The sequence below is a fragment of the Streptococcus ovuberis genome, assembly GCF_012396585.1.
Classification (GTDB): domain Bacteria; phylum Bacillota; class Bacilli; order Lactobacillales; family Streptococcaceae; genus Streptococcus; species Streptococcus ovuberis.
The window spans coordinates 1-18028 of record NZ_JAAXPR010000003.1 but is presented as its reverse complement, the minus strand read 5'-3'; the positions used below and the strand labels follow the sequence as shown (position 1 = coordinate 18028).

20 protein-coding genes and 1 pseudogene are annotated in these 18028 nt (G+C 41.0%); all 21 read left to right on the top strand.

Going from position 1 to position 18028, the window contains the following annotated elements; genetic code table 11:
- Nucleotides 1-609: 609 nt before the first annotated feature.
- The 21 genes and pseudogenes from HF992_RS02240 (at nt 610) to HF992_RS12330 (ending at nt 17991) form a co-directional block, all read left to right on the top strand.
- On the top strand, nt 610-1173 hold the full coding sequence (locus HF992_RS02240; RefSeq protein ID WP_168548441.1) for a GNAT family N-acetyltransferase: 564 nt from the start codon (nt 610-612) through the stop codon (nt 1171-1173).
- A complete protein-coding gene (locus HF992_RS02235; protein WP_246201211.1) occupies nt 1157-1540 on the top strand; it encodes a flavin reductase family protein in 384 nt (127 codons plus the stop codon). The genes HF992_RS02240 and HF992_RS02235 overlap by 17 nt, the downstream gene beginning before the upstream one ends.
- On the top strand, nt 1506-1676 hold the full coding sequence (locus HF992_RS11900; protein WP_246201210.1) for a hypothetical protein: 171 nt from the start codon (nt 1506-1508) through the stop codon (nt 1674-1676). Before HF992_RS02235 ends, HF992_RS11900 begins: the two co-directional genes overlap by 35 nt.
- Before the next feature lie 62 nt (nt 1677-1738).
- A complete protein-coding gene (locus HF992_RS02230; protein ID WP_168548440.1) occupies nt 1739-2311 on the top strand; it encodes a DEAD/DEAH box helicase family protein in 573 nt (190 codons plus the stop codon).
- Nucleotides 2311-2664 (top strand): VOC family protein, encoded by a 354-nt coding sequence (locus HF992_RS02225; protein WP_168548439.1) that lies wholly within the window; start codon nt 2311-2313, stop codon nt 2662-2664. Before HF992_RS02230 ends, HF992_RS02225 begins: the two co-directional genes overlap by 1 nt.
- A 1-nt stretch (nt 2665) precedes the next feature.
- Nucleotides 2666-3256, top strand: a complete 591-nt coding sequence (locus tag HF992_RS02220; RefSeq protein WP_168548438.1) for a GNAT family N-acetyltransferase — start codon at nt 2666-2668, stop codon at nt 3254-3256.
- Complete coding sequence (locus HF992_RS02215) at nt 3243-3860, top strand: DUF1349 domain-containing protein (RefSeq protein ID WP_168548437.1); 618 nt, start codon at nt 3243-3245, stop codon at nt 3858-3860. Before HF992_RS02220 ends, HF992_RS02215 begins: the two co-directional genes overlap by 14 nt.
- The gene (locus HF992_RS02210; RefSeq protein WP_168548436.1) at nt 3857-4435 is read left to right on the top strand and encodes a flavin reductase; all 579 of its coding nucleotides are present in this window, start codon (nt 3857-3859) and stop codon (nt 4433-4435) included. The genes HF992_RS02215 and HF992_RS02210 overlap by 4 nt, the downstream gene beginning before the upstream one ends.
- Entirely contained in the window at nt 4425-4955 is a 531-nt protein-coding gene (locus tag HF992_RS02205) for a DapH/DapD/GlmU-related protein (protein ID WP_168548435.1), read from the top strand. The genes HF992_RS02210 and HF992_RS02205 overlap by 11 nt, the downstream gene beginning before the upstream one ends.
- A 62-nt stretch (nt 4956-5017) precedes the next feature.
- Complete coding sequence (locus HF992_RS02200) at nt 5018-5926, top strand: DUF5655 domain-containing protein (protein ID WP_168548434.1); 909 nt, start codon at nt 5018-5020, stop codon at nt 5924-5926.
- A gap of 14 nt (nt 5927-5940) precedes the next feature.
- Nucleotides 5941-8592, top strand: a complete 2652-nt coding sequence (locus HF992_RS02195) for a valine--tRNA ligase (protein WP_168548433.1) — start codon at nt 5941-5943, stop codon at nt 8590-8592.
- A 93-nt stretch (nt 8593-8685) separates the two neighbouring features.
- Entirely contained in the window at nt 8686-9864 is a 1179-nt protein-coding gene (locus HF992_RS02190; protein ID WP_168548432.1) for a DNA cytosine methyltransferase, read from the top strand.
- 14 nt (nt 9865-9878) lie between these two features.
- Nucleotides 9879-11984 (top strand): ATP-binding protein, encoded by a 2106-nt coding sequence (locus HF992_RS02185; RefSeq protein WP_168548431.1) that lies wholly within the window; start codon nt 9879-9881, stop codon nt 11982-11984.
- Nucleotides 11984-12853 (top strand): response regulator, encoded by an 870-nt coding sequence (locus HF992_RS02180; RefSeq protein WP_168548430.1) that lies wholly within the window; start codon nt 11984-11986, stop codon nt 12851-12853. The genes HF992_RS02185 and HF992_RS02180 overlap by 1 nt, the downstream gene beginning before the upstream one ends.
- 47 nt (nt 12854-12900) lie before the next feature.
- Nucleotides 12901-13059, top strand: a pseudogene (locus HF992_RS02175) (DNA (cytosine-5-)-methyltransferase); the annotation flags it as partial.
- A 212-nt stretch (nt 13060-13271) separates the two neighbouring features.
- Complete coding sequence (locus tag HF992_RS11895) at nt 13272-13526, top strand: HIRAN domain-containing protein (protein WP_343032939.1); 255 nt, start codon at nt 13272-13274, stop codon at nt 13524-13526.
- 90 nt (nt 13527-13616) lie between these two features.
- Entirely contained in the window at nt 13617-13871 is a 255-nt protein-coding gene (locus HF992_RS02165; protein WP_168548429.1) for a hypothetical protein, read from the top strand.
- Between the two features lie 214 nt (nt 13872-14085).
- Complete coding sequence (locus HF992_RS02160; protein ID WP_168548428.1) at nt 14086-15375, top strand: adenylosuccinate synthase; 1290 nt, start codon at nt 14086-14088, stop codon at nt 15373-15375.
- A 796-nt stretch (nt 15376-16171) separates the two neighbouring features.
- Complete coding sequence (locus HF992_RS02155) at nt 16172-16561, top strand: hypothetical protein (protein WP_168548427.1); 390 nt, start codon at nt 16172-16174, stop codon at nt 16559-16561.
- A 262-nt stretch (nt 16562-16823) separates the two neighbouring features.
- Nucleotides 16824-17585, top strand: a complete 762-nt coding sequence (locus HF992_RS02150; RefSeq protein WP_168548426.1) for an IS110 family RNA-guided transposase — start codon at nt 16824-16826, stop codon at nt 17583-17585.
- On the top strand, nt 17548-17991 hold the full coding sequence (locus HF992_RS12330; RefSeq protein WP_210729386.1) for a transposase: 444 nt from the start codon (nt 17548-17550) through the stop codon (nt 17989-17991). Before HF992_RS02150 ends, HF992_RS12330 begins: the two co-directional genes overlap by 38 nt.
- Nucleotides 17992-18028 lie beyond the last annotated feature (37 nt).

Here is an 18028-nt window from a genome sequence, read left to right as displayed (position 1 = left end):
TCTAAATTTTGGGTTTTTTTCAGCATATACTGATTGCTTTTTAGTGATAGTTTTGATATAATAGTTATAATAAAATCAATGAAAAAGGCGTGGACCTTCGACCTTCCACGCCACCGATAAAGACAAAACCACCTTGCTTTATCAGTCAAACAATATTGTAACACAAGAAAAACAATATAGTCAAGACTGAAGCAAGCACGTTTCAGTCTTTTTTCGGCAGAAATTTCTCTAAATCTTGAAATTTTCTTTTTTTCCTTCCTTTTCGGAACTTTGGGACACTAACCTTTGTTGCTAAAAAAGTTGCTTTTAGATAAAGGATTTGCTACAATAAAGCTATTCAGAGGTGTTTTGAGACAACAACTGTACAGAAAGCGGTGAGGCTGAGAAATCCGCGAGTTGGTCAAAACTAGTTGCTGATGGCTAAAACTGAACAAACAAAGTTGCGGGCTCTGCCCGAATCTGGGTGGTACCGCGGAAATCGTAACAGAACTTCGTCCCTGTCTAGCGTATGCTGGATGGGGATTTTTTGATAGATAATAGAAGTGATGTAGGTATTTTACTGTCAGATGGTTCCAATTATAGCATTTGTTAGAGGATTGAGAGGTTTCCATGAAAGAATTTAAAGAACTTATAACAGAGCGTTTACATCTAAGGCCTATTCGTTTAACAGATGCTGAAGCTATGTATGACTATGGTCATCGACCAGAAGTTGCACGCTTGGCAGGCTTCCCCGTGAATCAATCAATAGAAGAATGCCAACATTTTATTCAGATGGACTTGAATAAGGCAGGTGATGACGTTCGCCAACGCATCTATGCTATATGCCTCAAAAATGAGGATAGACTGATGGGGACAGTCAATTTTGCGAAAGAAATAGAACCAGATATTCTTGAAATTGGTTATGTCCTGCACCCAGATTTATGGGGAAAAGGCCTGATTCCAGAGGCTGCTTCAGCACTCATTTCTTTTGGATTTCAGGAGCTCAATCTTCGTAAGATTGAGATTGTAGTCTATGATCATAATCCCCAAAGTCAGCGTGTCGCAGAGAAACTAGGCTTCTCTTTAGAGGCTAGACTTCGTCAACGAAAAAAGATTGATGGAAGTTATCAAGACAAGTTAATTTTCGGACTTCTGAAAGCTGACTGGGAGAAAAGGCATGAAAATTCCCTTTGATACAGCCAAATTTTACTATGGTTTTCCAGTCTTTGTCTTGGGCTACAAGGACGAGGTATTTGGTTACAACATCACGGCCAGCACCTCCTCCTACTCTTTAGGAGATATGATGGTCATCGGCCTTTTTAAGGACAACAATGCCACCAAGCAGATCGCTCAACACAAGGCCTTTACCCTCAATATCCCAACCTTGAAGCATATGGCAATGGCAGAGCAGGCAGGCTTTGTCAGTCACCGCGACAAATTAGACCTGACTGGACTTGCCTATCACCCCGCAAAAACGATTGACGCGCCAGTTCTCAAGGGATTATCCGGTGAGCATGGAATGTCAGGTGGTAGAAGTTGTAGAATTTGGAGCCTATGTTAATTTTGTAGCGCGGATTACCTACCGTGAGGCAGAGGAAAATCTACTTGTGGACGGTGCCTTTCAAAGCCAAGCCTTTCATCCCATGCTCTATATGGGAGACGAGAAAGCGAGAATCTACCATCAGATGACCGTCTAGACGAACCCCCTAGGACACTTCCTCAAAGAAAATCGCCGTCGGAAGAGAAGAGAGGAACACCGATGAACGTCTTGATTATAGGGGCTCCAGCTTCTGGGAAGATGACAGTCGGTCAAGAGCTAGAAAGATTAACAGGGGCAACCTTGGTTCACAATCATGAGACGATCGACTTTGTCTTGAAATTTATCCCAGACTTTAACGAAGAAATGATGAATCTCAACTCTCGCCTCACCTTTACTATTTGTGACAGCTTTGCTCAATATGGGAGAAAGTGGATTGGAACCAGTGTGATTAATTTTAATAATCCGAATCACCTTGATTTTCTAAGGATTATCCAATCTATTTTTCAAAAATATGGTCGAGACCTCTTGTTTGTGGAATTGGAGGTGAGTTTGGGAGAACGCTTAAGACGAAATCGAACCGAAAATCGCCTCAAGCACAAATCTCTCAAATGGAATCTGGCAGTTTCTGAGCAGGAAATCCTAGAAACAGTTAACACATGTCAATATGTATCCGATCGTGTTCCAGAAGGTTTGGACTATTATTTGACATTAGACACGACAGCAATCAGCGCCAAGGAAACAGCAGAAAAAATTGTAGCTCATATCAACCGTTTGGAAAAGGAGAAGGACTAATGGATCTTAATCAACTAGATATTCTTGTCAAGGACGTTCCCCAAGCAAGTGCGAAATTGGAGAGCTTGCTTGGTCTTTCAGCAGACTATCAGGATGAGCATTTTGCCCAGTTCACTGTCGGTAGCCATTGTTTGATGCTGTCAGATAAGGCTCTGATTCCACTGAAGCATTTCCAGTCGGGGATCATTCTCCATGTTCAAATTGAGGATGTAGATGGGAAATACCAAGCCCTTCAAGCAACTGGGGCGGTCATTCTCAATCCACCGACAGAGACTGACTGGGGCACCTATTCCCTCTTGGTTCAAGGACCAGAAGGCCTTGTGCTGGATTTCTATCAATTAAAGGAGGCCTAATATGGATACCAATCACGAAACGCTTAAAAACAATAGCTTGCCAAATATCGAAACAGATCGTCTCTACCTGCGTGAACGGACAGTAGCAGATGCAGAAGCTGTTTTTGATTATGCTAGCCTCCCCGAAGTTTGTTGGCCAGCAGGTTTCCCGCCCGTCGCTACCGTGGAAGATGAGGTTTACTATCTTGAGCATGTCCTTCCCAAGCGCAATGCAGATCAGGATTTGCCGGCAGGGTATGGAATTTGCCTCAAGGGTGAGGATAAGGTTATCGGGTCGATTGATTTCAACCATCGTCATGCGGATGATGTGTTGGAAATGGGCTATCTCCTCCATCCGGATTATTGGAATCAAGGAATTGTAACTGAGGCCGCTCAAGCCCTAATCGAGCTGGGCTTTACCCAACTTGGCCTCCACAAAATTGAAATCGGCTGTTACGACTACAATGTTGGCAGTCGCCGCGTCGCAGAAAAACTCGGTTTCACCCTTGAAGCTACCATCCGTGATCGCAAGGACGCCCAAGGCAAGCGCTGTGCGGATTTGAGATATGGATTATTAAAGAGTGAATGGGAGAAACACCATGGAAGCATTTGACATCAATAAATTGGTTTGGACACGACAGCCAAAATCTTATCAGATTTCAGATAAGGAAATTACCATTGAAACCCTGCCTCACACGGATCTATGGCAACGAACTTATTATCATTTTCGCAATGACAATGCGCCTGTCTTGCAGATGACGACCGACGAGCAGTATTTTTCCTTCGTTGTGAAAACGATCTTCGACAGTAAGCAACGCTTTGACCAGTGCGGTGTCGTGGTCTATCTGGATAGCGACAACTGGATCAAGGGCTCTATTGAATATGAAAATGAGGAATTTCAGCATTTGGGCAGTGTCGTGACCAACCAAGGGTACTCAGACTGGGCAACGGTGGAAATTCCTGCGGAGACCAACAGCATGTGGTATCGCCTCAGTCGTCGTGGCCAGGATTTTCGGATTGAAAATTCGATTGACGGTGTGACCTTTAAGCAAATGCGGATTGCTCACTTGGCAAAAGCAACCGATGAGATTTCTTTTGGGATTTATGCTTGTAGCCCAGAGGATTCCTCTTTCAAGGCAACCTTTACCGATTTTGAACTGCTCGACTGTCAATGGCAGGCTCACGATGGACAAGCGCCTGATGAGGAGATGGAGTGAAGCAAAAATTTAACACCACAAAATTTTACTACGGCTTTCCAATTTACATTTTAGGGTACAAGGATGAAAAGTTTGGGTATAACATCACGACTTCTAGTTCTTCCTACAGTTTAGGTGAGATGCTGGTGATGGGGATGTTCAAGGGAAGTAATGCAGTGGAACAGGTTCAACGCTATCAATCTTTCACACTGAATATACCAACTGAGGAGCAAGCTTTCTTAATGGAACGCGCAGGTTTTCTAACGCGCAGAGACAAACTTAGTTTACTTGATATCACATACAGCATGGCAGAGAAAATTGATGCTCCGTTGTTGGATGATTGTCCTGTGTCCTTAGAGTGTGTTGTTGAAGCCGTTCAAGAATTTGACAATTATGTTAATTTTACTGCCCGCATTGTCAACCGTTGGGTCGATGCTAGTCTGTTAGATGAGAAGGGGTATTTCAAATCAGAGGCTTTCCATCCCTTAGAATATATGGGAGATGGGAAAGCACGGATTTACCGCTATTTGGATGAGGAAAAGTCTGAAAAACTAGGACAGTATAGTAAGAAGGGGAGAAAATATCATGATAGATAGACAATATACAAGTTTTGGAGATGCTCAGCTGTTTGAAGAGGCGATTGCCATTACGATGGACTTAAACAGTCGCTATCATGAGCCTGATGAGGTTCGCCGGTTGATGAGTCAACTGACAGGGAAGACAGTTCCAGACAGTCTGCGCGTCTTTCCACCGTTCTATACGGATTTTGGTAAAAATATTACCTTTGGTGAAGATGTCTTTATCAATTCAGGCTGTCATTTTCAGGATCAGGGAGGCATTGCAATTGGTGCTGGTAGTCTCATTGGACACAATGTCGTTTTGGCAACGGTCAATCATGCGCTAGAGCCTAGTCGCAATCGAAAGAACAGTTATGATTCTGTTGTGATTGGCAAGCATGTCTGGATTGGGTCAAATGCAACCGTCCTTTCAGGAGTGACCGTTGGCGACTGGGCTGTTATTGCTGCCGGTGCAGTTGTCACAAAGGATGTTCCACCTTATGCAGTGGTCGGTGGAGTCCCAGCCAAAGTTCTCAAAATGGTCGATGCGGAGAGTTAGGGAAAAAGTAGAAAAAACGGTTGCCTGCTGTTGAAGAGTGGATTTAGGAGAAAGGAGAATGTATGAATTTATTTAAAATAGATCAAAATAGTTTATCTAATTTAGAAGAAAAACCTTTCAAATTAGAACGAGAACTTCAACGCGTTTTTGAAGAAAATCTTACAGTCATTACTGGCTTGGAGTTTGTAAGTAGTGAATTTTCCATTCAAAATCAACGTTTAGATACCTTGGCTTTCGATCATGAAAATAATGCTTTTGTTATTATTGAATATAAACGTTCAACCAACAATAGTGTTTTAGACCAAGGGGTATCATATCTCAATACATTATTAAAATATAAGGCTGATTTCATTTTAGAATATCAAGAACAGACAGGTAAATTACTAGCAAAAAAAGATATAGATTGGTCTCAAAGTAAAGTAGCCTTTGTTTCTCCGAATTTCACTCTTTTTCAAAAGCAAGCTGTTGATTTTAAAGACTTAAATATTGAACTATGGGAAGTCAAACGATTTACAAATAATATATTAGTTGTAAATGGAATTACTAAATCAGGAAATGCTCCAAGTATCAAAACTAAAACAGAGACCTCAATAGATGAAGAATTAGGTTTGCTGAAAGAAATTGTGACTTACACAGAAGAAAATCATTTTGCAGGGAAATCAGAAGAAGCGTTGGAATGCTACCAAGATTTTAAGCAGGCGGTTTTTCAGTTGGTTCCCGACGTTACTCTGGAACCTAAAAAACTTTATATTGCCTTTAAAAAAAATAAGAAGAATATTGTTGATATAGAGATACAAAAGAAACAGTTAAAGCTGTTTATCAATGCTAAATTGGGCCAAATTGATGATCCAAGAAACTTACTGAAAGATGTTTCATCAGTAGGACATTGGGGAAACGGCGATTATCAGATTATTGTTAATGATACAACCCATCTGGAATATATTATGAGTTGTATTAAGCAAGTTTTATAGTAAAGGAGAAGCACATGTCAAAACAACTTTCACCAAAATACAATCCAGCCGAGGTTGAGGCTGGGCGTTACCAAACTTGGTTAGACCAAGATGTTTTCAAGCCGTCAGGCGACAAGAAGGCCAAGCCTTATTCTATCGTGATTCCACCGCCAAATGTTACTGGTAAGTTGCACCTTGGCCACGCTTGGGACACGACCCTTCAAGATATCATTATCCGCCAAAAACGCATGCAGGGCTTTGATACGCTCTGGTTGCCTGGTATGGACCACGCGGGTATCGCGACGCAAGCTAAGGTTGAAGAGCGCTTTCGTGAGCAGGGCATCACGCGCTACGACCTCGGTCGTGAAAAATTCCTAGACAAAGTTTGGGAATGGAAGGACGAGTATGCGACCACTATCAAGGAGCAGTGGGGCAAGATGGGGCTTTCTGTCGATTACTCACGCGAGCGTTTCACCCTTGATGAAGGCCTTTCAAAAGCTGTGCGCAAGGTCTTTGTGGACCTCTACAAAAAAGGCTGGATCTACCGCGGTGAGTTCATCATCAACTGGGATCCAGCAGCCCGTACAGCCCTTTCAGATATCGAAGTTATCCACAAGGACGTTGAGGGTGCCTTCTACCACATGAATTATCTGTTGGAAGATGGCTCGCGCGCCCTTCAAGTGGCAACAACGCGACCAGAAACCATGTTCGGAGACGTTGCCGTTGCCGTAAACCCAGAAGATCCTCGTTACAAGGACCTAATCGGTAAAAATGTGGTCCTCCCCATCGTCAACAAACTGATTCCTATCGTTGGTGACGAGCATGCGGATCCAGAATTCGGAACAGGAGTGGTAAAAATCACACCAGCCCATGACCCGAATGACTTTGAGGTTGGTCAGCGCCACAACCTCCCACAGGTCAATGTCATGAACGCTGACGGTACTATGAACGAACTGGCTGGCGAATTTGCAGGCATGGACCGTTTTGCAGCGCGTGAAGCTGTTGTAGCGAAGTTGGAAGAAATCGGAGCCCTTGTTGAAATCGAAAAGCGTGTGCATTCAGTCGGTCACTCAGAACGTACAGGTGTGGTGGTTGAGCCGCGCTTGTCAACCCAGTGGTTTGTCAAGATGGACCAATTGGCGAAAAATGCCATTGCCAATCAATCGACCGATGACAAGGTAGAATTTTACCCACCACGGTTCAACGACACCTTCCTTCAATGGATGGAAAATGTTCACGACTGGGTAATTTCTCGTCAGCTCTGGTGGGGTCACCAGATCCCAGCCTGGTACAATGAAGCTGGTGAGATGTACGTTGGCGAAGAAGCCCCAGCAGGTGATGGCTGGAAACAGGATGAAGATGTCCTTGACACATGGTTTAGCTCTGCCCTTTGGCCCTTCTCAACCATGGGTTGGCCTGATGAAGATGCGGAAGACTTCAAGCGCTACTTCCCAACCTCAACCTTGGTAACAGGTTACGACATCATCTTCTTCTGGGTGTCTCGTATGATTTTCCAATCGCTTGAATTTACTGGGCGTCAGCCATTCCAAAACGTCCTGATCCACGGGCTCATCCGTGACGAAGAAGGACGCAAGATGTCCAAATCCCTTGGCAATGGGATCGACCCTATGGATGTCATCGACCAGTACGGTGCCGATGCCCTTCGCTGGTTCTTGTCTAACGGCTCTGCTCCAGGACAGGATGTCCGTTTCTCTTATGAAAAAATGGACGCTTCATGGAACTTCATCAACAAAATCTGGAATATTTCTCGCTATATCCTCATGAACAATGAAGGCTTGACGCTGGCTGATGCGACCGCAAATGTGGCGAAAGTGGCGAGTGGTGAGGCTGGCAATGTGACGGATAAATGGATCCTCCACAACCTCAATGAGACCATCGGTAAGGTGACAGAGAACTTTGACAAGTTTGAGTTTGGTGTGGCCGGTCACATCCTCTACAACTTCATCTGGGAGGAGTTCGCCAACTGGTACGTGGAATTGACTAAGGAAGTCCTTTACAGCGACAACGAAGACGAGAAGCTCATCACTCGCTCTGTCCTTCTCTACACGCTGGATAAAATTCTTCGCCTCCTCCACCCAATCATGCCCTTTGTGACGGAAGAAATCTTTGGCCAATACGCTGAAGGCTCTATCGTGACTGCGGACTACCCAAGGGTTGACGCGGTCTTTGAAAATGAAGCTGCGCACAAAGGCGTGGAAAGCTTGAAAGACCTGATTCGTACCGTGCGAAATGCGCGTGCGGAAGTAAACGTTGCCCCAAGCAAACCCATCACCATCCTGGTCAAAACAAGCGACAGCGACTTGGAAGCCTTTTTCAACAGCAATGTCAACTACATCAAACGTTTCACCAACCCAGAAACGCTTGAAATCTCATCAAGTATTGCGAACCCAGAACTTGCCATGTCAGCCGTTATCACAGGTGCTGAAATCTTCCTTCCACTCGCAGACCTGCTCAACGTGGAAGAAGAGCTCGAACGACTCAACAAAGAACTCGCCAAATGGCAGAAAGAACTGGATATGGTTGGTAAAAAACTCAGCAACGAACGCTTCGTCGCCAACGCCAAACCAGAAGTCGTTGAAAAAGAAAAAGCCAAACAAACCGACTACCAAACCAAATACGATGCGACAGTAGAGCGTATTAAAGAGATGGAGAAGCTTGTAAAATAAGTCACTCACAGGTGAATCATAAACCGTTCAACCCCAGCATTTTGCTGGGGTTTTTGGTATAATGGAAGTGATACTACAATTTAGAGGTTGACAATGAAGTATATAGATCTGTTCGCAGGTTCGGGAGGCCTTTCGCTAGGGTTGCATAATGCAGGTTTAACGGGTGTTTTTGCTGTAGAAAGAAATAAAGATGCATTTGAAACATTAAAGCATAATTTAATTGAGAAGAAAAATCACTTTGAATGGCCAAAATGGTTGGAAAAGAAAAATTGGGATATCCATGAACTATTAAAGAAGCATAAGGTAAATATTTCTGGATTAAATGAAACTGTTGATTTGATAGTAGGTGGTCCTCCTTGTCAAGGTTTTTCAATGGCAGGTAAAAGGCAAAATGATGATATGAGAAATAAACTGATGTATTCTTATATTCATTTTGTAGAACTAGTTCAACCTCAAATGCTTTTCTTTGAAAATGTTCAAGGATTTACAGTAGATTTTAAAAGTGATACTAAGACTCAAAACTACTCTTCGATACTCGTTGATAATTTGAAAAAATTAGGCTATTCAGTTGATTATCAGGTGATTACCATGTCTGATTACGGAGTACCTCAAAACCGAAAACGATTTATTTTATTTGCTTCAAAGAATCAAAATCAGAGTAAGCGGTTTTTTGAATTATTGACCGAGAATATAAATCCATTTTTAGAACAAAGGCAAATCACTCTTCCAGTAACGATATTAAATGCAATTGGTGACTTGAATCAAAAAAATGGTGATATCGATAGTCAGGATACTAAAGGTTTTAAGAATGGAGTATATGGTAATGTGGGGTCTGCTTATCAGCGACTTATGAGAAGAAATATTTCAAATGATGCATTACCAGATAGTCATCGATTTGCCAAACATCGACCAGAAACGATTGATCTTTTTAAACGTTTGATGTCTGCGACAGAGAAACAAATTAGGATAACTCCGCAAATGAAGTTAGTGGATGGATTAAAAAAGCGCGGTGTGACACCATTGAAAGGAAACTCGGTATGTAACACTGTGACATCAATTCCCGATGACTACATTCATTATTCGGAACCTCGAATTATGACGGTTAGGGAGCATGCGAGAATCCAAAGCTTTCCTGATGATTATGAATTTAAGGGACCTTATACTACCGGTGGAGAGCGCCGTAAGATAGATGTCCCAAGATATACCCAAGTTGCTAATGCAGTACCACCACTATTTGCTGAGCAGGTGGGGAATGTACTATTAATGTTCTAAAATTAGGAGATACTATGTCAGAAAAGTTACATTTTAAAGTTAGTTCAGGATTAAAGGATATTATTGGACGTGATTTGATCACTAACGAATTAGTAGCTATTTTTGAATTGGTAAAAAATAGCTATGATGCCGATGCTACTGAAATAAACATAGTTATTAATAGTTACGATAATTCCATTATAATTCAAGATAACGGGAAAGGAATGGACCGATATGATATTGAAAATAAATGGTTATTTGTTGCCCATTCCGAAAAAAAAGATAGTGAACGAGTTTATGCTGGTTCAAAAGGAATAGGTAGATTTTCCTGTGATCGATTGGGGAGTAAGTTAACTTTATTAAGTAAAAAAAATAATGAATTGAGCGAGTTAACTATTGATTGGGGAGAGTTTGAGAAGAATTCTCTTGATGAATTTGAAAAGATGGAAGTTACCTATCGGTCAAATTCGGAAGTTAGTAATTTATTTGAATTAGAATCTGGGACAGTTTTAAAGATTACGGAGTTACGTGATACTTGGTCTAAAGAACGTGTGGAAAAAGTGTTCTCAGCTCTTCAACGTTTAGTAAATCCCTTTGTTGATGATGGGAAAATAAAAATTAATATTAAATATTTTTCATCGGCTTCGCAAATTGCAGAAATTGATAGAGAAGTCAGTAACAATATCGCCACCGTACTAGATAAGAAAACAATCTATTTGGAGTGTACAGTTAAGGAAAAAGAAATCAGTGTTACTTTATTTGATAAAGAAAAGACAATCTATTCTTTTTATGTTGAAAATACGACGATACTAAAAAATATTTATTTTAAAATTTATTATCTTTCGACTGCAGCTAAGAATAATTTTACACGCATTATGGGGACAGAGGCTAAGAATTATGGTTCTATATTCTTGTATAAAAATAATTTTCGTATTTTTCCATATGGCGAGCCTGACTATGACTCTTTTGGACTCAATTTACGTAAAACACAAGGTTATAACCGTCACTTAGGACATCGAGAATTATTAGGTTGGATTAATATCACTGATTCGGAGAATCATTTTAAGGAAGTAACATCTCGTGATAGAGGTTTTGTGACCAATACTTATACGATTGCATTTGAAGATTTGTATATGGAGTTTATTCAGCGACCATTAGAATCTTATGTTCAACTTGTAAAATTTGGTAATAGTGAGATTGACGATATTCAAACTGATGATGGTAAAGTTATTGAAAAGTTAACTAATCGATTTAAAAAATACAAATTTACTACTAACCCAAAATACTATGAGTTACCTAAAATTGCTCAACCTTTGGATAAGAAATTCGACTTGCTTGCAGATGAGACTATTAGTGCTTCAGACAAAAAAGAAATCCAAAAAAATTTAAAACAAACTGCAATGGAGTTAACTAGAGAGAATAAAGCAGTTAAGAAGGAAAAAGAACAGGTAACTCAAGAAAACGAAAGATTAAAAAATAAGATAGCGATAGCAGATAAATTTATTGATAGTTCAAAGCCAGCTAGGCAAGATATGTTATTTCATGAGCTTGGAAAAGTTGCAAGTGAAATAAATGGGACTTTGAAAAAAATGATGCGTTTGATGGATGAGGTTGAGTTTGAAAAATTTTCTGATACAATCTATAAATTAAGAAGAACTTCGGATAAATTATCCTCAATCAAGAAGCAGATACTGAGGATTAATTTTGAAACATACAGTAAAACAGAAAAAATTGAAATTAAAACGTATCTAAAAAGCTATATAGAAAATACAGTGAATGACACTTCAAAAATAAAAATCAATATCGGAAGTGGAGTGATTGAACAAAAGATTAATATCTATGATTTCGGAACTTTGATTGATAATCTTATAATCAATGCTCAAGATAGAGATGCTAGTAATATTAATTTCTATTTTGAAGATGATAATAGTGCTCTACACGTAGTATCTGATACAGGTCCTATTAAAATTCGACCTATAGAAGATATTTTTAGATTGGGTGTTACTTCTAAACATCGGGGCACAGGGTTAGGAATGTATATAAGTAAGCAGATTTGTCAAGATTTTGGGTGGAAAATTACAGTTTCAGAATCGACAAATAATTATGTAGATTTTAAAATTGAATTTAGCAAGGAGTCGTAGTGAGGGAAGATATAAATATTTTATGGTTAGACGATGAACTTAATTCTGATGCCCATGATGAAAGAAAAGAAATTGTAAAAGATATTTTAGAAGATAAAGGTTATAAAGCAGTTTTTAAAGAATGTTCAACATTTGAAGAAGCGGATGAAGAACTAGCGACAGTAAAACGATATGATTTTTTTATTTCAGATTTTAATTTAGAAGATGAGGAAACGGGCTTGACTTATCTTGAGAGAATACGGGAGCGGAACGGATATAAACAATTTGTTATACTGTATTCGAATAATGCATACTCAACTATAAAAGATGAAATAGTTAATGTTGTCAAAGAGAAGAGTATCGACATCTTTTCTAATTTTACTTTCTTTTCTGTTGGTGACCAAAATGAAGAAAATTATTTTCGGAACGCAATTGATACTATCTTGTGTAGATGGGATGAGCTTAATGCAATTCGCGGTAGGTTTATGTTTGAAAATGCGAAGCTTGAGCATATGCTTCGTGAGAAACTTTGCAATAACATAAGTGACATTCTGTATACTAAAGTAGTTGAGGAAAAGGAGTATCGATGGCTAATAAAAGAATTTTTCAAAAGATTGCGTTTTGATAATGGAAAAAAATCCGAAAGAATCTTACTTAAGGAATCTTGGATAGAATTAGCAAACAAAAGAAATCTATTAGCACATTCTGAAGAAAAATTTGATTCAGAAGGGGGGAGAGGTTACTATATATACTCTAAGGACTATCACACAGAGAAAGAATTGTATATGTATGAAGATAGTTTAGATGATGAAAGAAGGTATATCAGTGGGCTTGTTCCGAAATTAATTAAATTATTAAATGGAGAATTTTTACAACAACCGAAGAAGTAATTTTGCACAAATTATATGACATGTTTAATTATAAAGCAGGTGCTTACATGACAAATTCTGTAAGTTCACACCAACCAGATCAGTACGCTGTTGCGGCCTTCTTTTCTGAGGTTGGTGGAATTGAGTTGGACTTCGAACAGACCAACGAGTTTGATAAGCATGCCAGACAAACTTATCAGTTGAATTATCCAGAGACTTTTTGGGATAAACAAAGACAATCCGCCTGTTGATGCCATTGGCTGGATATCAAAATAACATACAATATAAAAAAGGAGCCCCCTATGACCTTTACAAGCTACGAACCAAGTCGGAATGTGGAAGATTTTCATTTAGCCGGTTTTGCATATTAGTCAAAGAGTCCAGTGGACTCTTTGAGCTCGCTTCCTCGAAATAAGAGAGAAGCGAGGGGAGCGAGGTCGTGGATGAGTTGAAGATTGTGACTTACTTGGATTTGGTGGCGGAGCTGACCAATCCGTATGATTCAGAGACAGTGGCCTTGTTTTATAAAGGAAAAAAACTGGGTTATATTCCCAAGGATCGCAATACATTGATCAGCCGGATGTTGTTTTATGGGCATAGTTCTATCTTAGAGGCGCGTGTTCAGATGGTGGATTTAACAGTGCACCCCGAGCGGCAGTTGCGTGTGGTGGTCAAGTTCAAGGACAATCGTTAATCCTTTAAAAGAGTAGCTTGGCTCTCTTTTTCTTTAGTCTTAATTTGTGTTATATTGATAGAAAAAATGCTGGTTGAGAGAGGTGATCAGATGAAAGCTATTAAGGATCTTGTCTTTCAGGGAAAGCAGGTCAACTGGAAATCGTTGGAAACCTTTGGCTTTGCGCTGGAAGAAGGGAAATACGTATACAGGAGCTCCTTGATGAATGGGCAATTTGAGGCGGTTATCACGCTTGGTCAAGAGGGGCGAGTTGTGGGGCAACTCATTGATACGGATTTGGGGAAGCCCCTAGTCTCCTCCATGCTAGAAACAGCTGTTAGGCCCATTTGCATGTTATCGTTATGATTCAGCCAAGTAAGGAGGAGCGTTTTTTAAGAACCTAATCCACAAAAAAACAGTTTATTTAAGCGAAATCCGAATTTTAACACTAAAATATTGAATTAATTCGGTTTTTTCTTTATAATAGAAAGGTATGAGCAAAACTCGCAGGTGAGATTCCTGCCATGTTTGATCAAGAAAGGAAGGAAGTAGCAGCTCTGCTATTTCTATGAGTAGACGTATGACATCAGTTGTTGTTGTTGGGACCCAGTGGGGAGATGAAGGTAAGGGGAAAATCACGGATTTCCTGTCAGCGAATGCAGAAGTAATCGCGCGTTATCAGGGGGGAGACAATGCGGGCCATACCATCGTTATTGATGGGTTTAAGTATAAGTTGCACCTGATTCCATCGGGGATTTTCTTTCCAGAGAAGATTTCGGTGATTGGTAACGGCATGGTCGTCAACCCTAAGTCTTTGGTCAAGGAATTGGCTTATTTACATGAAAATGGGGTCAGCACAGATAACTTACGGATTTCTGACCGAGCCCATGTCATTTTGCCGTATCATATCAAGCTAGATCAGCTTCAGGAAGAGGCTAAGGGCGATCATAAAATCGGCACGACCATCAAGGGCATTGGACCTGCCTATATGGATAAAGCTGCACGTGTCGGGATTCGAATTGCAGACCTTTTGGACCGTGAGATCTTCGCGGAGCGACTCCAGATTAATCTGGCAGATAAAAACCGTCAATTCACTAAGCTCTATGATTCAGATGCAATCAGCTTTGCAGAGATTTTTGAGGAATACTATGCCTATGGTCAGCAGATTAAGCAATACGTGACCGATACGTCTGTGATTTTGAACGATGCCCTGGATCAGGGGAAACGTGTTCTCTTTGAAGGAGCACAAGGGGTCATGTTAGACATTGACCAAGGAACCTATCCATTTGTCACTTCTTCTAACCCTGTGGCTGGCGGAGTGACTATCGGGTCGGGTGTAGGACCGAGCAAGATTGATAAGGTGGTTGGGGTCTGCAAAGCCTACACCAGCCGTGTCGGAGATGGCCCGTTCCCAACGGAATTGTTTGATGAGACTGGGGATCGTATCCGAGAAATCGGTAAGGAATATGGGACTACAACAGGTCGTCCACGTCGAGTGGGCTGGTTCGACTCTGTTGTTATGCGCCATAGCCGTCGTGTGTCAGGAATCACCAACCTCTGTCTCAATTCAATTGATGTTTTGTCAGGCCTTGAAATCCTTAAGATTTGTGTGGCTTACGACCTTGATGGGGAGCGGATCGATTACTACCCAGCAAGCCTTGAGCAACTTAAGCGTTGCAAGCCGATTTACGAAGAAGTACCAGGATGGTCTGAGGATATCACTGGCGCGCGTAGCTTGGAGGATTTGCCTGAAAATGCCCGCAATTATGTCCGTCGAATCAGTGAGTTGACAGGGATTCGGATTTCAACCTTCTCAGTCGGCCCAGGTCGTGAGCAGACCAATATTTTAGAATCAGTATGGTCAAGTTAGTAGCAGTTACGAAATAGGTTGGGACGTCCCAGCCTATTTCGTTTATTATTGACCATTCGCCAAGCCAAGACACAGAGGGTGGAAGTAACGTTTACCAAACCCTAGATAGTCCGTTGTACGTTACGACGAGTCAATCACTATTGAGCACTTTAAGGCAATTGAGTTTTAAGAGTGGGGGACAAAGCAGCTCCCCCTCTAATGCATTGCTATCATGAACTGAACAATCTTAATGAATAAGGGAAATCATTTGCTCATTTTTTAAGTTCATACAGTTACTTAGTTAACGGTTTAAGCTGGACAGAGGGGCAATGGTCTTTGAAGAGAATGTTTCGGGTTCAACATTTCAAAAAAGGGATGGAAGAAAAACAGGAGCTGACGAATGGGCGATCGTTGTCTCCTTCTTATTGATGTTATCCCAGCTAGCCGGTTTTGAAACAGATATTCGTATATGGTTTTAAAGCCGGTCAGGCAGGCCAATAATCCAGTGATGGAAAATTGCTTTTCGATAGCTGATTGGCGTTTGGATATAGAGAAGATGATGGTTAAGCGTTAGAAAATGAAAGATTTAGCAGTTAACTGAGGACAGAAGTGAGGAGCTGATAAGTCAGCCAACTTTAGCTAGTACTAGATGTAGTTACTCTTTTGAAGTAGTTTGGTATTTAGGGTATCAAAAGCAAGAGGCTATTTTCGGATATTGAACGGAGTGCACCGATTTCTTGACAAGGGCGAGCGAGCATGATAGACTAGACTCAATAAGTAGACATGGTATTACAGTGATAGAAAAGAGGTAGCGAGCTTGCGTTTTAAGCGTCAAGAAAGTCGAGCAATTCAGCAATTTATTCTAGGTGGTTTGGCTCTTATTTGTGCAGGACTCCTGTATTTAGCAACCATAAAACAGGTATCTGAGTCCCAGTTACCAGCTCCAAAACCGGCAGCAAAGACTGAGACTACGACGACAACGACAACGACAAGTAGCCAGACTGAAACGTCGTCAGAAACAACAACAGATCAGCCTCAATCCATTATAGAAACTGAGACTGAAGCAGTTTATCAGCCACTTGTGACAGAAGCTCCTGTTGCGGTAATAGTGCCTGTTCCGGTTGAAGTTCCTGTGGAGACGGTCGTTGAGCAACCGGTGGCACCAGCAGAACCTGTTGCTCCTGTTGTTGAGGCGGTTGGAGAATAGCAGTAGGAAGCTTAGGCTTCTTTTTCTCTGCTCAAAACTCTAAGCAGGCTATGCCTGCCAACTCATGACAGAAAAAGAGATTAGGAATATAATGTAGGTGAGCAATACAAATCCGTGGTTTTTAGTAGGGCTTTGCCTAGCCTGTACTCAAAACTGGATGAATAAGAGTCATGAGATAACTCGACTATGCCTTGAGCGTGAAAATAAAATGACAACTAGCCTCTTATTCGATTGTTCAAAATGAAAATAGGAGGCTCTTCATATGGAAGTCATGATTAAAACCTGCTGTGGCATAGATGTTCACCAGAAATCCATTGTTTGTTGTATCCTAGATGGTCCACTGGATACCAACAAACCTAAAAAACTTCAGAAGACATTTGGAACAACCACCATCGCTCTTCAAAATGCCCTAACTTGGCTAGAAGAAAATCATGTGACTCATGTTTTCTTTGAGTCTACTGGTCAATACTGGGTGCCACTCTTCAATATCTTCTCCGATTCCGAACTAACTCTCGTTCTAGCTAATCCTCAACACATTAAGAATGTTCCTGGTCGAAAAACGGATATGAAAGACGCTGAATGGATAGCTCAATTAGGACGGTGTGGTCTCATTGCCCCCTCTTATATTCCTAGTCCTGAAGTCATGCAGTTACGATTACTCACTCGTCGCCTGCGCTCTTATAAGCAACGCCAAACCCAAGTCAAAAATGAAATCCATAACCGTCTTCAACGTGCCAATATTAAGCTAACCAGCTATCTGTCTGACATTTTCTCTAAGACAGGACAGGCACTCTTGAACCTTTTCATCAATGGAGAAACGATTGATGTCAATACGATTTCTTCCTGTATCCATAAACGAGTGAAAGCCAGTCCTGAAGAACTCCTTGACGCCATGAATGGGAAGCTGTCACTAGAAGACCGATTTTTATTGAATCAGAGTTTAGAAGAATATCGTCTGTATCAAGAGCTTATGGATCAATTGACTAGTGAGATTCAGGCTTATATCGAAAAGGAGTTTCCCTGAAGAAAATAAACGACTCCAAACGATTCCTGGCGTGAGTGAAGTTTGTGCAGCCACTATTTTAGCTGAGATTGGACCAAATGTTGACGCGTTTAAAAGTGATGGTCATCTAGCATCTTGGGCTGGGTTATGTCCTGGTTCATACGAGAGTGCAGGGAAGAAGAAATCGTCTCATATCACACAAGGCAATCGCTACATCAAACACGCTCTAACCCTGGCAGGACTAACTGCTGGACGCTCAAAGGACACAGCTTTTTCATCATTTTATAACCGAATTTCCCAAAGAGGAAGCAAGATGAAGGCTGTCATTGCCTGTGCTCATAAGATACTCCGAATTATTTACAAACTACTTACTACTCACCAACCCTATCAAAAAGAAAAGGCGTTAGGACTGAGGCAACAGTTCTAACACCAAATCTTAAAAATTTTTCAACTTTAGTATAGCA

Bases quoted from the DNA above. Each gene is read 5' to 3' on its own strand.
- HF992_RS02240 (WP_168548441.1), top strand. From the start codon at position 610: ATGAAAGAATTTAAAGAACTTATAACAGAGCGTTTACATCTAAGGCCT.
- HF992_RS02235 (WP_246201211.1), top strand. From the start codon at position 1,157: ATGAAAATTCCCTTTGATACAGCCAAATTTTACTATGGTTTTCCAGTC.
- HF992_RS02230 (WP_168548440.1), top strand. From the start codon at position 1,739: ATGAACGTCTTGATTATAGGGGCTCCAGCTTCTGGGAAGATGACAGTC.
- HF992_RS02225 (WP_168548439.1), top strand. From the start codon at position 2,311: ATGGATCTTAATCAACTAGATATTCTTGTCAAGGACGTTCCCCAAGCA.
- HF992_RS02220 (WP_168548438.1), top strand. From the start codon at position 2,666: ATGGATACCAATCACGAAACGCTTAAAAACAATAGCTTGCCAAATATC.
- HF992_RS02215 (WP_168548437.1), top strand. From the start codon at position 3,243: ATGGAAGCATTTGACATCAATAAATTGGTTTGGACACGACAGCCAAAA.
- HF992_RS02205 (WP_168548435.1), top strand. From the start codon at position 4,425: ATGATAGATAGACAATATACAAGTTTTGGAGATGCTCAGCTGTTTGAA.
- HF992_RS02200 (WP_168548434.1), top strand. From the start codon at position 5,018: ATGAATTTATTTAAAATAGATCAAAATAGTTTATCTAATTTAGAAGAA.
- HF992_RS02195 (WP_168548433.1), top strand. From the start codon at position 5,941: ATGTCAAAACAACTTTCACCAAAATACAATCCAGCCGAGGTTGAGGCT.
- HF992_RS02190 (WP_168548432.1), top strand. From the start codon at position 8,686: ATGAAGTATATAGATCTGTTCGCAGGTTCGGGAGGCCTTTCGCTAGGG.
- HF992_RS02185 (WP_168548431.1), top strand. From the start codon at position 9,879: ATGTCAGAAAAGTTACATTTTAAAGTTAGTTCAGGATTAAAGGATATT.
- HF992_RS02165 (WP_168548429.1), top strand. From the start codon at position 13,617: ATGAAAGCTATTAAGGATCTTGTCTTTCAGGGAAAGCAGGTCAACTGG.
- HF992_RS02160 (WP_168548428.1), top strand. From the start codon at position 14,086: ATGACATCAGTTGTTGTTGTTGGGACCCAGTGGGGAGATGAAGGTAAG.
- HF992_RS02150 (WP_168548426.1), top strand. From the start codon at position 16,824: ATGGAAGTCATGATTAAAACCTGCTGTGGCATAGATGTTCACCAGAAA.